Raw genomic sequence first — 14,176 nt, 5'->3', positions numbered from 1 at the left:
CCTGAGGAAGGACGAGCGGAGCCCGGCGCAATCAGCCGGGTATGGACACTTCGCCGAGCGCGTCGCGCCCTTGTATGGTGAGATCGAGGCGCGCGGCCGCATTGTGAAGATGCGACATCGCCGCGGCGCGCGCCGCGACCGGATCGCCCGCGCGAATCGCCTCGAACAGCCGGACGTGTTCTCGATGCACGTCGTCGGGCTGGTCGGGATAAGCGATCGGATTCGTGCGCCCTGCCTGCACCGACTCGCGAATCTGCACGTTCAGGTACTGCAGCAGATCCTTGAAATAGCGATTGTGAGTCGCGTCGCCCACGGCGACGTGAAAAGCAATATCGAGTTCGATGGCGCGGTTCGGCGTGTACCGTTGCTCGGCCAGCGCGAGCAGGATCGCTTCGAGGGTGGCGAGGTCTTCGTCGGTCCGGCGCGCGGCCGCAAGCGCCGCCGCCGCGCCCTCGAGGTCGAGGCGCAGCTCGAACACATTGACGAGGTCCGCACGATTCGCGTCGCGGCCTTCCGGCACCTGGAAGCCCGTGCTTTGCGTACGCGCGCGCACCGTGCACCCGGAACCTTGCCGGCTGTCGATCAGGCCTTGCGCGCGCAGGCGTTCGGTGACTTCCCGGATTACCGCCGCGCTCACGCCGAAGCGCTGCGCGAGATCCTTGCCCGATGGAAGCCGTGTGCCGACCGGATACACCCCGCTCAGAATTTCGCCCGCGATCTGCTCGGCGACCTGCTGCGTCAGCGTGACGGGTCTGGCAATGGAAGGGCCGGATGATCGGGTAAACATGGCGTGCGATTGGGTTCCGTGGCCCTGTGCAGGGGAGACAGGTTACATTTTCCTTTAATTCCAGCGCATCTTCCAGTCGGCGACAGACACGCAAGGCGTTTTCCCGAGACGAAGCTGCAGGCCCCGTCTGAACCCCGCAACGAATCGGAGTTCGCCTAGCCGTTATCGGCGGCCTTCGCCGGAGGCGACGTCGTTCGTCAAGCCCGTTTCCCGAAACACATCATATCGGCGCGGCGCGACGTTTTCTTTAGGTCGCCGCCCCACTGCTGCCGCGTGCAGGCGCGGCTCGTCCTGTCCGTCGACATGGACTTTCCATTTCTATCCAGTTGTTCTGTTCCGGACCAGTGCGTCGGCGTTACGCTGTCGCAGAATCATTCGATCTTGCTACGGAGCGCGGCAGCGATTCCCGGGACGTCGCGCAGACCTATGTATGCGGCGTGACGCCTCGATGATCGGGTGAACCGGGCGCGCCGGCTGGACGGCCGCAACAACGCGGGTCGGGTTGCCGTTGTCAGCGGCCGTATTTCTTCGCGAGCCCGGCGATCTCGCGTTCGAGCGCGCCGAGGAACACATTGACGCGATTGGGCACGTAACGCCTGCTCGGAATCACAGCCCACACGGACAGGTCCTCCATCGAAGCATCCTGCAGATGCACGCGCACAAGCGACTTGTCGGCTAACTGCCTGAACACATCCCAGTACGTCAGCATCGCAAGTCCCAGGCCTTGCACGGTAGCCGTGCGCGCTGCTTCGACGCTCGTTGTGGTGATCGACGCTTCCACACGCCTGCGCGTCATCGCACCGTCGACAATCAGCGGCCATCGTCTGACCGCGCAGAGCCTGACGCATCGATGGCCGTCGAGCTCGGCCACGGTCTGCGGAACCCCATGCTTTTTCAGATAGTCGGGCGCCGCACAAATTAGCCGCGGATTAGCGGCAATTTTCTTCGCGATCAGTTCCGAATCCTCCAACGGCGCAATGCGCAACGCGAGATCGAGCCCCTGCCCCACGATATCCACCTGACGATCCGAAAGATCGAGATCGATCTGCAGCTCAGGATTCTCTTCCAGCACCCGCGAAAGCATCGGCAGCACCACCGATTGCCCAAAGCCGCTGGGCGCAGTCATCCGCAGCACGCCTGACGCCGTTTTCGGCAACGGACTCAATTCGGCACGCGCGGTCGCTTCTGCATCAACCAGCGTTCTCGCATAAGGCACAAACGCCTCGCCTTCCGCGGTCAGGGTCAGCGACCGCGTGGTCCGATGAAAAAGACGCACGCCAAGATCTTCTTCGAGCGCCGCGATGCGCCGCGATACCTGCATCGGAACCACGTCCAGCTGGCGCGCCGCGGCGGACAGGCTTCCCGCCGAGGCAACGGCGAGGAAGGTTCGAACGTCCGGAAGAAGCATGGTTTATATCCAGAAGTGTTAGGGTGCCTTCACATTCCGATGTCTGTTTCCTGCTCGTCTCGACTCCTAAGATAGGGACACTTTCTCTTCAAGACGAGCTGCAAAATGACCGACACCACCTCTCTGATCCTTTCCCCGTACGATGGCAATGGCATCGCGGTACGTAACCGGATTGCAGTCGCTCCGATGACGCGCATCACGGCCACCGAAGACGGGCACCCGACGCAAACCATGTTCGACTATTACCGGCGTTTCGCGAAGGGTGGCTTCGGTCTCGTCACGACCGAAGGCATCTATACGGACAAGGCGTTTTCGCAAGGATACCGGTTTCAACCCGGTTTATCAGATAACGCGCAGGCAGAAGCATGGGCAGCGTTCAATCGCGATATGCAAGCGCAAGGCGCGCATGTGTTCGCACAACTGATGCACGCGGGCGCACTCAGTCAAGGCAATATCTATCGCTCGCACACGGTGGGGCCGTCGGCGGTTCGCCCGAAAGGCAAGCAGATGGAGTTCTATTACGGCGCGGGGCAGTACCAGGAACCCAAGCCGATGACCGATGCCGAAATCGACGACGCGCTTCAAGGGTTCGTGGACGCCGCACAGCGCGCGGTCAATATCGCCGGCTTCAGCGGCGTGGAGATCCACGGCGCCAACGGTTATCTGCTCGACCAGTTCCTCACGCAGGAGACCAATCGCAGAACCGATCGTTGGGGCGGCGATACGAGGGCGCGCGTGCAGTTGCTTGCCGATGTCGTCAACGCGGTCAAGTACAGCGTCGGCGATACGGTTCCGGTCGGCATCCGGATTTCGCAAGGCAAGGTCAACGACTACGTATCGAAGTGGCAAGGCGCGGAAGCGGACGCCGAAATCATCTTCGGCGCGCTCGCCGATGCCGGCGCGGACTTCATCCACGTGACGGAATATGAGGCATGGCAGCCCGCGTTCGAAGGCACGCGCGACAGTCTCGTCACATTGGCGCGCCGCTACGCGCCGAACGTCACGATCATCGCCAATGGCAGCCTGCACACGGCAGAGCGAATCTCGAATGCGCTCGCGACCGGTGCGGACATCGTGACGGTAGGACGTGGCGCGCTGGCCAACCCGGACCTGCCGAAGGTACTCGCAGGCAACCGCGAGCCGAAGACATTCGATGGCGCGATTCTTCATCCGGTCGCGAGCATCAAGGATGACGAACTCGCGATGCTGGCCGATGCCTGAATGTTTGAATGCAGCGCCGCGTAGGGGCCGATGCCCCTACGCCTCTTTCCAGCGCTTCACGATATCGGTCTCGATATCGAACAGATCGAGCAGTCGCCCGACGGTATGGTCAACGACATCGTCGAGCGACTGCGGCCGCGAATAGAACGCAGGCACGAGCGGCGCCACCACCGCGCCCATATCGGACAACTGCAGCATCGTCCGCAGATGACCGCTATGCAGCGGCGTCTCGCGCACACCCAACACCAGCCGGCGCCGCTCCTTCAAGGCAACATCGGCGGCACGACTCATCAGCGTGCCCGTCACGCCCGTCGCGATCTCGCTCATGGTCCGAACAGAGCACGGCACGATCAGCATGCCCATCGTCCGGAACGATCCTGAAGAAACCGCCGCGCCGATATCGCCCGACGAATACCACACGGATGCCAGCGCGCGCAGATCGTTGGACTTGAGGTCGGTCTCGTACGTCATCGTCAGTTCCGCGGCCTTGCTCAGGATCAGGTGCGTCTCGATGCCCGCTTCCTTGAGCACTTCGAGCGCCCGAATCCCATACCCAATGCCCGATGCCCCCGTGATACCGACGACCAGACGCCGCGCTGCTGTATTTCCCATTGATTTTCCGGTTTAGAAGCGCGTATGGAGGCCCACGCGAAACACCTCCTGATTGGGCCCGCTCGCCGCTGCGGTCGCGCCGAGCAAGCCGTCGATATTGGCGCGGAAGCCATGATTCGTCCGCTGCCACGCACCGAGCGCATAGACGGAAGTCCGCTTCGACAACGCATAGTCGACGATCCCGGCGATCTCATTCGCGTGCTGGTTGCTCAACTCTTCGTTGCCCTTCTGGTACATGTAGCTGAAACCGAGCGACCATAGCGGCGTGACGTGGTACATCGCGCCCGCGGAATACGACGCTGCTGCAGCGCCATTCGCGACGTTGCGCACCGTCGTGATCAGCGCAGTCATAAACACCGGCCCCCACGTATAGCGCGAACCCACCGCCGCGTTCCGAATCGTGACGTCCGGCGCGCCCAGCGTGCCGACGTGTTTGGTGGTGGTGTACGCGGCATCGGCGCCGAACTTGCCTTGCTCGTAGCTGACCAGAAAGCTCGACGCATTGCCCGCGCCGATCGAGCCGGCGACATTGCCGAAGCCATACATCGCGCCCACATGCAAACCGGCGAACTTCGGCGACTCATATCGGATCGAGTTCGAAATCGGTGTGCCGGTCAAGCGGCTCCAGTCGAAGCTACCCGACGGATTGCCCGGGATAGCGAGCTTCGTAAAGATCCCGCCCGGATATGAATAAAGGTGGCCGGAAATTTCGGCCGGTGAATCTTTCACCATGTCGCGCATGAAGTCGTACTGCTCGCCAGCCGACATCGAACCGTAGCGCTCGTTTTTCATGCCGACATACGCCGACTTCGACCAGAGGCTCTGCCCGTTAAGAATCGATCCCGTGCCGATCACAATCTGATCGCGCAACATGAAGAACGTCTTCCATCCGCCGCCCAGATCTTCGGTTCCGGTAAAGCCCCATATGTTGGGCGAGTTTTGCCCGTCCTTGAACTGCACCGACGAGTGGCCGCTCATGTTGCTGATATAGGTCAAACCCACATCGAGCAAGCCGAAGATCGTGACGCTGCTTTGCGCGCTCGCCTGAGTCGACGCAAGCGCGAACGCCGCTGCACAGGCAGCCGAGCTCCATCTCATTTTCAATTGCTGTCTCCATTTTTTGTATTTGTTCACACCTTGACGGTGCCGTGCGATCTGAGGGCGCACGTTCTGCTGCTTACTGCGTCACCAATGACATTTAATTTTGCAATGCCAATTAATAGTCATACGAAAGCCGCACGATTATTCGCGCTTCCTACCAGGCAGTCCCGTCCACGCGATACCAGTCGAGCATGCGCAGTAGCGGTTCATCGGACACGCGCAACAGCAACGCGTCGTTGCTTGCCTCGATGCTGTATTCGTTCCATCCCGGCATCGCGAACATATCGCCTGCCTGCCAGCGGAACTCGCGGCCGGCCACCCGCGTCACGCCCTCACCTTCGACCACCGTAAAAATGCGATTAGCCGTGGTGCGCGCGCACGGCCATTGCGTACCGGCGGCGAGATGCAGCACCACGCGGTCGAACGTGACGAGCGTCGGCGGCCCGAGTTCGAGGCTGCGTACGCCTGCCGCAATCTCGGCGGAGTCGAGAAGCCGCGGACGGTAATCCGCATAGGCGAACCGCATCGGCGAATGCGCGTCCACGCGATGGCTCTTTTCCAGTTCATCGGGATGAACCTCGAAAAACATCGGATTCAGATGCTGGACGAGCGGCGCATCGAGAAAGTCGATCCAGTAGCCTTCCCGGTCCGATTCGCTCAGATGTCCGTGGTAACAGCCGTTCGGCGTCAGCAGGATGTCGCCGGGCAGCATCGGGATTTTCACGCCGTCGACGATCGTGTACATGTTCGGCGCGCCTTCGAGCACGACGCGCATGGCGTTCGGCGTGTGCCGGTGGCTGCGCGCCGATTCGTGCCCCTTGATCATCTGATACGCGCCGACCAGCGTGCGCACCGTGGCGTAGTCGTTGCCCGGAATCGGGTTGGCCATGATCAGGTTGCGCCGCTCGGCCCATTCGGTGCCGACGAGCCGTCCCGCCGCATGCAGCGCCGCGCGAGCATCGCGATAGCGCCAATGCGCGGGCACGAACGTCTGCTTCGGTTGCGGATACAGCGAAGGCGTGGGCTTGGCCCAGCCGTTTTTCATCTGCACGTGCTCGAGCAACGCGTGCAAAGCAGGCAGATCTTGCGCTGAATCGAAATCGACTTCGGCATGCTCGGCTTGCGACATCGGAATCATCCTCTGGGTTGGAAGCGGAGAACGGATGCGGCACAACGCTTTCCAGCCGCAGAATTTTCCTGTCGGCACCGTTTCGCCCTGGTCTCCTGGCACTGCTGTATCGCCTTGTTTCGCTTCGTCCGCGTTATTCGCAATGCGAATTTCAATCTGTAGAGCAAATTATATCGGGTTCAGTTGATCTGTCAATTCGTTTAGGCAAATTCGCCACGCATCGATTGCACAAAGTGGGCATCGCCCCGGCGAGCGCATGCAGCCTTGCCTTTGCGCTGAAACGACGCGCGAAATGCCCGCCAGGCCCCAATTCACCTTGCGAGTAAGCTATCCTCTGTGTGAATATCCGCATCGCCGCTCGCGCGGCAACGGATCACGGCGGCGGCACGCTTCATCGACGCTGCGCGACGTCGATGCACGCGCTGCTTATAATTCGGCACGTTAAAGAGGCAACGCCCGGGCACGACAAGCGCCGGGGAGATGCCACCGAGAGCGGCCTGCGCGCCGCATTCCGCGTTTGCCATGAGCGCGCTGCGCTCCATCCAGTTCGCGCACAACAGGATTGCCAAATTGACAGAACGAAAACCAGCTAAAAAAACAACCACTGCCAAGGCTGCCAGGAGCGACGACGACATCGCTCCCGAGAAAGACCGCCAGTTCGTGACCGCGCTGGCCCGAGGACTCGACGTATTGCGCTGCTTCACGCGCGCGACCCCGGCGCTCGGCACGGCGGACATCGCGCGTATGACCGGTCTCGCGCAGCCGACCGTCTGGCGGCTTTGCTACACGCTGATCCAGGAGGGCTATCTCGTGCAGACGGACCGCGGCGGCCGGCTGCGTCCCGGTATTTCCGTGCTCGGCCTCGGGCAGGCGGCGATTGCCAGCATGCCGATCGCCGAGCTCGCGCGCGACGACATGCAGGCGCTCGCGAGCCGCTACCAATGCGCCGTTTCGCTCGGCATGCGCGACGGGCACTACATGGTCTATATGCAGCGCATGCAGGGCTCGCAGATCATCCTGCGCGATCTCGAAGTCGGCTCGCGCGTGCCGCTGTCGTCGTCGGCCACCGGCTGGGCGTACCTCGCCGGACTGCCCGACGACGAGCGCGAGCAGGTCTTCAAGGAACTGCAGGAGATCGAGAAAAAGCGCTGGAGCACGCTGCTGCCGAAGATCAAGCAATCGATCGCGCAGTACAAGCGCACGGGGTTCATCATCAACAAGGGCTCGTTGCATGCGCAGATCAATGCCGTCGCGGTGCCGGTCATGTCGTCGGACGGCAAGGCGCTGTTGTCGCTGAGCGCGGGTGGCATCAGCCTCGTGTTCGACGACGAAACGCTCGTCAAGGTTGGCAACGAACTGAAGCGGCTTGCCGCGCGATTCGCGTCCGCGCTCGATACGATGAGATAGGCGGCGCTGCCGTATTGCGGCGGCAAGTTCCGCACTAGCGGGACCTGCCGCCCGCCGCGCCGCTTCTGCATCGCTTCATTGCTGCGCGGCGAGCGCGCTCACGTTCTCGTTGAAGCGCTGAAAGAACGTCGCCGCGAGCCTGTTCGCCACCGACGACACCAACCGCGTGCCGATCTGCGCGAGCTTGCCGCCGACCTCCGCATACGCGACATACGACAGCACGGTATCGTCGCCGTCGTCGCTGAGCACCACCTCGGCGTTCATCTTGCCGAATCCGGCGATACCGCCTTCACCCTGGCCGACGATCCGATAGCCTTGCGGCTCGACACGATCGGACAGCTTCAGATTGCCTTTGAAGTTGGCCTTGACCGGACCGACCGCGACTGTCACCGTCGCAAGAAACTCGCCCTCGCCGGCCGCCGTAAAAGACTGGCATCCGGGCACGCAGTGCTTCAAAACCTCCGGATCGTTCAGGCATTTCCATACGAGGCTGCGCGGCGCCCTGATCGTTTCCGATCCTTTGAAATCCATATCGGTCTCCTAGCGGACGTCGAGCGTCATCTCGCCGACGTGATCGATCGCAATGCGCATGCGATCGCCGCGCTGGACGGGGCCGACGCCTGCCGGCGTGCCCGCTGCGATGATGTCGCCCGGATACAGCGTCGCCACGCGCGAGATCAGCTCGATCATGCCGGGGATGTCGACAATCAGGTCCTTCGTGTTCGAGTCCTGCCGCAGCTCGTCGTTGACCCACAGACGCGTTTGCAGGTTGGCCGGGTCCGGCACCTCGTCGGCGGTCACGATCCACGGTCCAAACGGGCAGAACGTGTCGTACGACTTGCGCATCACGCGTTCTTCCTTGCCGCGCACGACCATGTCGATCAGACAGGCATAGCCGAAGATGTGCTCGCACGCATCGGCGCGGCTGATGTTGCGGCCGCCCTTGCCGATCACGATGCCGAGTTCGCACTCGTGGTGAATCTCGCGTCCCGGCAGATCGGGCAGCACGACCGCATCGTTCGGACCGGACAGCGACGAGTTCGCTTTCAGGAAGAAGCCGTTCAGATCCGCGCGATTGGCCGAGTTCATTTCCGCACCGTGCGCCACATAGTTGACGGGCAATGCGAGCAGCTTGTTCGGCCACTCGATCGGCACCAGCAGACGCACGGATGCGAGATCGATGCGGCGCGTCTTCGGATGATCGAGCACGGCGGGGGCCGATTCGCACAACTGGCGGATCACCTGCACCATCTGCACGGGGGGCCACATCTGCGTGTCGATGCCGAGCGCGTCGGTAATGTCGTAGCTCTCGTTGCCGGATTGAACGCCGATCCGGCCGTCGTCGAAGCGAAACAGTTTCATTGTTGTTCCTTCTTTCCAGAAATCGTTGCGAAAAGCGCCATCGGATCGGCGGGCAGCGCGTCACCGCGCCAGGCGACGTGGCCATCGGGACGCACGAGCACATGGCGCTTCTCATAGAGCGCGGCCACGGCCGGTTCATCGATCGCGTGCAGTGTCAGCGGCACGCGCGCGTCGCGCGCGGCGTCGGCAAGGCGCTGAGCGGTGTCGTCCTTCGTAAAGCTCAGCAGCACGTAGCCGCGTCCGAACAGATCGAGCGTCGAGCGGCCGTCGGCAAGCCACGCATGCGGTGCGCGGCAGCCCGCGCGCGTGGTGGGCCGGTAGTTCACGCCGTCGTTGTATTCGGCGACGATCTGCTCGCGATCCTCATTCTCGGAATACACGCAGACCGGCGAGTCGGCGTAGCGATTGCCGAGGTGCATGTTCAGCGAGAACCACTCGCGCTTCAAACCTTCGCCGAGCGCTTGACCGACCTTGATACGTTCCGCCGCGCCGACCTCGCTGTCTTCGTCGAGACGGTGGCTATTGCTCGCCTGCTTCATCGTTTCGAGGTTGCCGGTCGAAAAACGCGTGATGCGTTCGGCGATCGGCCTGCGCTCGATTTCGTATGCATCGAACAGCGCCGGGCCGCCCCAGCCCTGCAATGCGGCATCGAGCTTCCATGAAAGGTCGACGGCATCGCCGATGCCGGTGTTCATGCCGAGGCCGCCGGTCGGCGACGTCAGATGGCACGCGTCGCCGCAGATAAACACGCGGCCGCGGCCGTATTGATCGGCGACGAGCTCCTCGCGCGTCCAATTCAGCACGCTCAGAATCTCGGGCTCGAACGGACGGCCGAGCGCGCGGCACGCGAACGCCTTCAGTTCGTCATTCGTATAGCGCTTGCGCTCGTCCGCGTTGCCGACAATCGACATGCGCCAGCAATCCTTGCCATTGATCGCAACGATCGTCGCCCACACGCCCGTGTGATTGACGAACATATAGCGGTAACCGGGCGCCTTGTCGTGCAGGCTGTTGAATTCGGCGCAACGGAAGATCACGTTGGTCGTGTACGTCAGCACGCCTTTGCCATGCATGCCGATGCCGAGCTGCTCGCGCACGAGGCTGCGTCCGCCGTCGCAGCCGACCAGGTATTTGGCGCGGATCGTGAATGCATGCTGGTCCGACGCCCGTACGACGTTCGCGGTCACGCCGTCCGCGTCTTCTTCGAACGACACGTATTCATGCTCGTAAAGCATCTGTACGCCCGCTTGCGATTCGGCGAACTTACGCAGAATCGGGTCGAACATGTTCTGCGGGCAGCGCTCGCGCTTTTGCGGGCTCTCCGGCGGCGGCAGCTCGGCGCGCATCGACGGCATCGCCTGGCGGCCCAGTTCGTAACCGTTCAACGCCGTCAGATAGACGTTGTCCTGCGGATAGTCGCGATCGTAGGGACTCGCCTCCACGTCGCCGACAATGCCCCAGCGGCGGCAAAACTCCATCGTGCGGATGCCGACGAGGTCCATCTTCGGCTGGAACACCGAGCCGTCGCCACGATCGACGACGATACATCGGCGTCCCCGCCAGCCCAGGTCTCCCGCCAGCGCCAGCCCGACGGGTCCGGCGCCGATGACGAGGATTTCGCATTCCAACAAGTCTGGTTTGGCTGTCATATGAATTTGATTTTCTCAATGCATCGGCTTCGCGTCCTGCGCGAGGGGCAAACGCCCCGTGCACCTGGCGATCCTTACTAAATGAAAAACATGGTGAGAGCACCGCCGATCGCTCGCTCTGTCTCCGTCCATCCTTGCGATTATTCGCAATGCAAATATCGATTCGCAAACAGTTTATGGGCCAGTCATTGCGTTGTCAACTTGTTGCATGCGGCGCCGGCGAGGCGCAGGCTCGCTGCTGCGTGCCGATTGACAGTCTCGTCCACGAGCCACTACTATTTGCTATGCGTTTTGTTATCCGCTTTGCAAATTAAAACGATGCGAGGGGCAACCGCGGGCCATGCCCCGCAGATCGGCTCCGCAATCCCGCTCCGCGGCTCGATTCCGCGGTTCGCCTACATCGCGTCGCACTCTGGAGGAGCACACACATGCGTCGAATTGCGCTAACGGTGAACGGGCAGCCATCGTCGGCTGAGGTGGAAGGCAGAACCCTGCTGGTCGAGTTGCTGCGCGACAAGCTGGGGCTGACCGGCACGCATGTCGGATGCGATACGAGCCAGTGCGGCTGCTGCGTAGTGGAAGTCAATGGCCAATCGGTCAAGTCGTGCACGTTCCTCGCCGTTCAGGCCGACGGCGCCGCGGTCAGAACCATCGAAGGACTCACCGCGCCCGACGGCACGTTGCATCCGATGCAGGACATGTTTCGGCGGCATCACGCGCTGCAGTGCGGGTATTGCACGCCGGGCATGATGATGAGCGCGATCAACCTCGTCGAAACGCACCCGGAAGGACTCACGTCGGAGCAGATCCGCCATGCGATGGAGGGCAATCTGTGCCGCTGTACCGGCTATCACAACATCGTGCGTGCGATCGAAGCGGCGTGGCCGCTGATGCAGGCCGATACCGCGCCTGCAGCGCAATAGCCGGAGGCCCGGATGTACGACTTCGAATATGTAAAGCCCGCCACGATTGAAGATGCGGTCAACACGCTGACGAACGACGATGCCGCGAAGGCGCTCGCGGGCGGCATGACCTATATCCCCGTGTTGAAGCAGCGTTTCGGCCAGCCGTCGGTCGTGGTCGATCTGAGCGGTTTGGGTCTCGCCTCGATTCGCCGTGAAGACGACACGCTCGTGATCGGCGCCATGACGCCGCATGGTGTGGTGGCGGCGTCTCCAATCGTGCGGGCGGCGATTCCGGCACTTGCATGGCTCGCGGGCCATATCGGCGACCGTCAGGTCCGGTATCGCGGCACGATCGGCGGATCGCTGGCCAATAACGATCCTTCCGCGTGCTATCCGTCGGCCGCGCTCGCGCTCGGCGCGACGCTCAGAACCGATCGGCGCGATATCGCCGCCGACGACTATTTTCAGGGGATGTTCGCCACGGCGCTCGAGCCGGGCGAACTGATCACGGAAGTAAGGTTGCCGGTTGCCGAGCGTGCCGCTTATGTGAAATTCCCGAACCCCGCGTCACGCTATGCGATGGTCGGCGTATTCGTCGCAAAGACGGCCGGGCGCGTGCGTCTGGCGGTGACCGGCGCCGCGCAGGATGGGGTGTTTCGCCACCGTGCGTTCGAGGAAGCGCTCGAGCGGTCGTTCAGCTCGTCCGCACTCGATGGCATCGAAACGCCGGTCGACTTGATGAACAGCGACATTCACGCCGGTGCCGCGTATCGTGCGCATCTCGTTGGCGTGATCGCACGGCGTGCTGTCGATATCGCCAACGCCTGAAGGTAATTCCGTCGCGGTGCGGCGCCGTGCAATGCCGCGCCGCGTAACCGGTTAGTCAGCCTGCTGCCGGCGAACCGAACACTTCGTGCAACATCGCCAGAGTCCGCGTGCCGGCTTCGGACGCGGCATCCGCATGATGCCTATCGGTGCGCGACGGATTGAAGAAACCATGTTTCGCCTCCGGATAAAGGCGAACGTCGACGCGCGAATTCGGCCGCGACGCCGCTTCGATCCGCTCGACGAGCGTTACCGGTATCTGCGCATCCTGCCCGCCGAAATGCAGTAGCAGACGCGATTGCGCCTTCGCTATCTCATCGACGTAGTCGCTCAACTGCACGCCGTAGAACGACACGCCGCCGTCGATCTCGCCTCTTGCGCCAAGCAGCGTCGCAAGTTTGCCGCCGATGCAAAACCCGATCGCGGCGATCCGATGCTGCGCGCCGGAACGCCGTTTGACCCACGCGACAAGCCGGCCGATATCGGCAAGTCCGAGATCGGTGTCGTAACCGCGCATGAGTTCACCCGCCCGCGTGCGGTCCGGCTCGACATAGCCAAGCGAAATGTGCGGCTCGACGCGCCAGAACAGGTCCGGCATCAGAACCTCGAAGCCTTCGCGCGCGAGCATGCCGGCGACGTCGCGCATCGCAGCGTTCACGCCGAAAATTTCATGCAGCACGATGACCGTCGGCGCCGTGGCAGCGCCTGCGGGAGCGACACGGTACGCCTGCATGCCGAAGCTGTCTGAGCCGAAGTGATCGGCATCAGGCAGATCAATCCATTCCGTCTGCATCGCTTATTTCCCTCGCGCGTTGTCCGCATCGTGCTGCGTCTGTTCGCCCCCGCAGCAACTGCAGCTGCCCACGCGGGACAGCTTGACGCGATTGGTCCAGTATTCCCAGGCTCGCGTATAGGCCGGCGAATCGATCGGCGTCTTATGGCGAATCGCGATTTCGCCCGGCGACAGCGGTTTGATATCGCCGCCGAGGCTCAGCGCCGCCATCATCACGCGCGCATTGAGCGGAAGATAGATTGCCGATTTCACGGCTTCGATCAGCGTGCGCCCGACAGCCGTGAAGCCGTGCCCGCGCATCAGCGTGACGCTGTTGCCGGCCAGCGTGCGTGCGAGGTCGTCTGCTTGCGCGATGCTCTCGACGAGAATATTCGTGTCGCCGAAATGATCGCGAATATCCCACACCGGCACGTGCTCGCCGATGCCCGACGCCGTGTTGAGCACCGCCTGCAGCGGCCGCGTGCTGATCGTGAAAGGCAGGACGTCGGCCGCATGGCTATGGATGACCGCATTCACATCGCGCCGCGCCGCATAGATGCCCGCGTGAATGAAGCGCTCGAGATATGGCTTCTTGCCGCCGGGTACGACCGGTTCGCCGTCGAAGCCGAATTCGAGAATGTCGTCGGCCGCGACGAATTCCGGACTGCGCGAGCAGGACAGCAGGAAGCGCTGCGGGTTCTCCGGATGACGGACACTGACATGACCGTAAGCATCCACGATGTTTTCATTGGCGAGGATGTGATTCGCCATCACCAGGTCCTGTATCGCCGCGTCCAGCACATTCATCGATCGTCTCCAATAATTCGCAAAGCGCAACTTGTAATTTGCACAGCAAATAGTAAAACGCATAGCAAATAGTACGGTGCGACCCATTACACTGTCAACGGAATGCCGTCCGTGCGCTGAAAAAGCCTGTAAAACCGCCTCCCAAAAGCCTGCGAACCGCAGCCTGCCGTTGCGGAAGGGACTTTTCACAT

Annotated in this window: 15 protein-coding genes; 4 read left to right on the top strand and 11 right to left on the bottom strand. The window is 62.3% G+C overall.

Annotation, left to right across the window (positions count from 1 at the left end; all coding sequences use genetic code 11):
* Nucleotides 1-31: 31 nt before the first annotated feature.
* On the bottom strand, nt 32-787 hold the full coding sequence (locus QYH69_RS01900; RefSeq protein WP_308830220.1) for a FadR/GntR family transcriptional regulator: 756 nt from the start codon (nt 785-787) through the stop codon (nt 32-34).
* Nucleotides 788-1,298: 511 nt separating this feature from the next.
* Nucleotides 1,299-2,195: a LysR family transcriptional regulator gene (locus QYH69_RS01895; RefSeq protein WP_308830219.1), complete on the bottom strand. Its 897-nt coding sequence runs from the start codon at nt 2,193-2,195 to the stop codon at nt 1,299-1,301.
* Nucleotides 2,196-2,300: 105 nt separating this feature from the next.
* Here QYH69_RS01895 and QYH69_RS01890 point away from each other — a divergent pair, with 105 nt between their 5' ends.
* Nucleotides 2,301-3,416 carry an NADH:flavin oxidoreductase gene (locus QYH69_RS01890; RefSeq protein WP_308830218.1) on the top strand — a complete coding sequence of 372 codons (1,116 nt, stop codon included), beginning with the start codon at nt 2,301-2,303 and terminating at the stop codon, nt 3,414-3,416.
* Nucleotides 3,417-3,452: 36 nt separating this feature from the next.
* Here the strand turns inward: QYH69_RS01890 and QYH69_RS01885 are convergent, their stop codons facing one another.
* The 4 genes from QYH69_RS01885 to QYH69_RS01870 form a co-directional block, all read right to left on the bottom strand.
* Nucleotides 3,453-4,028: a UbiX family flavin prenyltransferase gene (locus tag QYH69_RS01885; RefSeq protein WP_308830217.1), complete on the bottom strand. Its 576-nt coding sequence runs from the start codon at nt 4,026-4,028 to the stop codon at nt 3,453-3,455.
* A gap of 12 nt (nt 4,029-4,040) precedes the next feature.
* Nucleotides 4,041-5,126: a porin gene (locus tag QYH69_RS01880; RefSeq protein ID WP_308830336.1), complete on the bottom strand. Its 1,086-nt coding sequence runs from the start codon at nt 5,124-5,126 to the stop codon at nt 4,041-4,043.
* Nucleotides 5,127-5,283: 157 nt separating this feature from the next.
* Nucleotides 5,284-6,258 (bottom strand): cupin domain-containing protein, encoded by a 975-nt coding sequence (locus QYH69_RS01875; RefSeq protein WP_308830216.1) that lies wholly within the window; start codon nt 6,256-6,258, stop codon nt 5,284-5,286.
* A gap of 311 nt (nt 6,259-6,569) precedes the next feature.
* On the bottom strand, nt 6,570-6,893 hold the full coding sequence (locus QYH69_RS01870) for a hypothetical protein (RefSeq protein ID WP_308830215.1): 324 nt from the start codon (nt 6,891-6,893) through the stop codon (nt 6,570-6,572).
* A gap of 25 nt (nt 6,894-6,918) precedes the next feature.
* Here QYH69_RS01870 and QYH69_RS01865 point away from each other — a divergent pair, with 25 nt between their 5' ends.
* Nucleotides 6,919-7,665, top strand: coding sequence for an IclR family transcriptional regulator (locus QYH69_RS01865; protein WP_198039187.1), 747 nt, complete (start codon nt 6,919-6,921; stop codon nt 7,663-7,665).
* Nucleotides 7,666-7,740: 75 nt separating this feature from the next.
* On the opposite strand, the gene QYH69_RS01860 is transcribed toward QYH69_RS01865, so the two are convergent.
* From QYH69_RS01860 to QYH69_RS01850, 3 genes are read right to left on the bottom strand one after another with little or no spacing between them, the layout of a single operon-like run.
* Nucleotides 7,741-8,196 carry a carbon monoxide dehydrogenase subunit G gene (locus QYH69_RS01860; protein WP_308830214.1) on the bottom strand — a complete coding sequence of 152 codons (456 nt, stop codon included), beginning with the start codon at nt 8,194-8,196 and terminating at the stop codon, nt 7,741-7,743.
* Nucleotides 8,197-8,205: 9 nt separating this feature from the next.
* Complete coding sequence (locus QYH69_RS01855; RefSeq protein WP_308830213.1) at nt 8,206-9,027, bottom strand: fumarylacetoacetate hydrolase family protein; 822 nt, start codon at nt 9,025-9,027, stop codon at nt 8,206-8,208.
* On the bottom strand, nt 9,024-10,655 hold the full coding sequence (locus tag QYH69_RS01850) for an FAD-dependent oxidoreductase (RefSeq protein ID WP_308830212.1): 1,632 nt from the start codon (nt 10,653-10,655) through the stop codon (nt 9,024-9,026). Before QYH69_RS01850 ends, QYH69_RS01855 begins: the two co-directional genes overlap by 4 nt.
* Before the next feature lie 449 nt (nt 10,656-11,104).
* On the opposite strand from QYH69_RS01850, the gene QYH69_RS01845 reads away from it, so the two are divergent.
* Nucleotides 11,105-11,599, top strand: a complete 495-nt coding sequence (locus tag QYH69_RS01845; RefSeq protein ID WP_308830211.1) for a 2Fe-2S iron-sulfur cluster-binding protein — start codon at nt 11,105-11,107, stop codon at nt 11,597-11,599.
* A 12-nt stretch (nt 11,600-11,611) separates the two neighbouring features.
* Nucleotides 11,612-12,409, top strand: a complete 798-nt coding sequence (locus tag QYH69_RS01840; protein ID WP_308830210.1) for a xanthine dehydrogenase family protein subunit M — start codon at nt 11,612-11,614, stop codon at nt 12,407-12,409.
* Between the two features lie 55 nt (nt 12,410-12,464).
* Here the strand turns inward: QYH69_RS01840 and QYH69_RS01835 are convergent, their stop codons facing one another.
* On the bottom strand, nt 12,465-13,199 hold the full coding sequence (locus QYH69_RS01835; protein ID WP_308830209.1) for a dienelactone hydrolase family protein: 735 nt from the start codon (nt 13,197-13,199) through the stop codon (nt 12,465-12,467).
* A 3-nt stretch (nt 13,200-13,202) separates the two neighbouring features.
* Nucleotides 13,203-13,985: a class II aldolase/adducin family protein gene (locus QYH69_RS01830; RefSeq protein ID WP_308830208.1), complete on the bottom strand. Its 783-nt coding sequence runs from the start codon at nt 13,983-13,985 to the stop codon at nt 13,203-13,205.
* Between the last annotated feature and the right edge of the window lie 191 nt (nt 13,986-14,176).

The organism is Paraburkholderia sp. SARCC-3016, assembly GCF_031119615.1.
In the GTDB taxonomy this organism is placed as follows: Bacteria; Pseudomonadota; Gammaproteobacteria; order Burkholderiales; family Burkholderiaceae; genus Paraburkholderia.
Note: the sequence above shows the minus strand (reverse complement) of the source record. Positions and strands in the feature narration are given on the sequence as shown.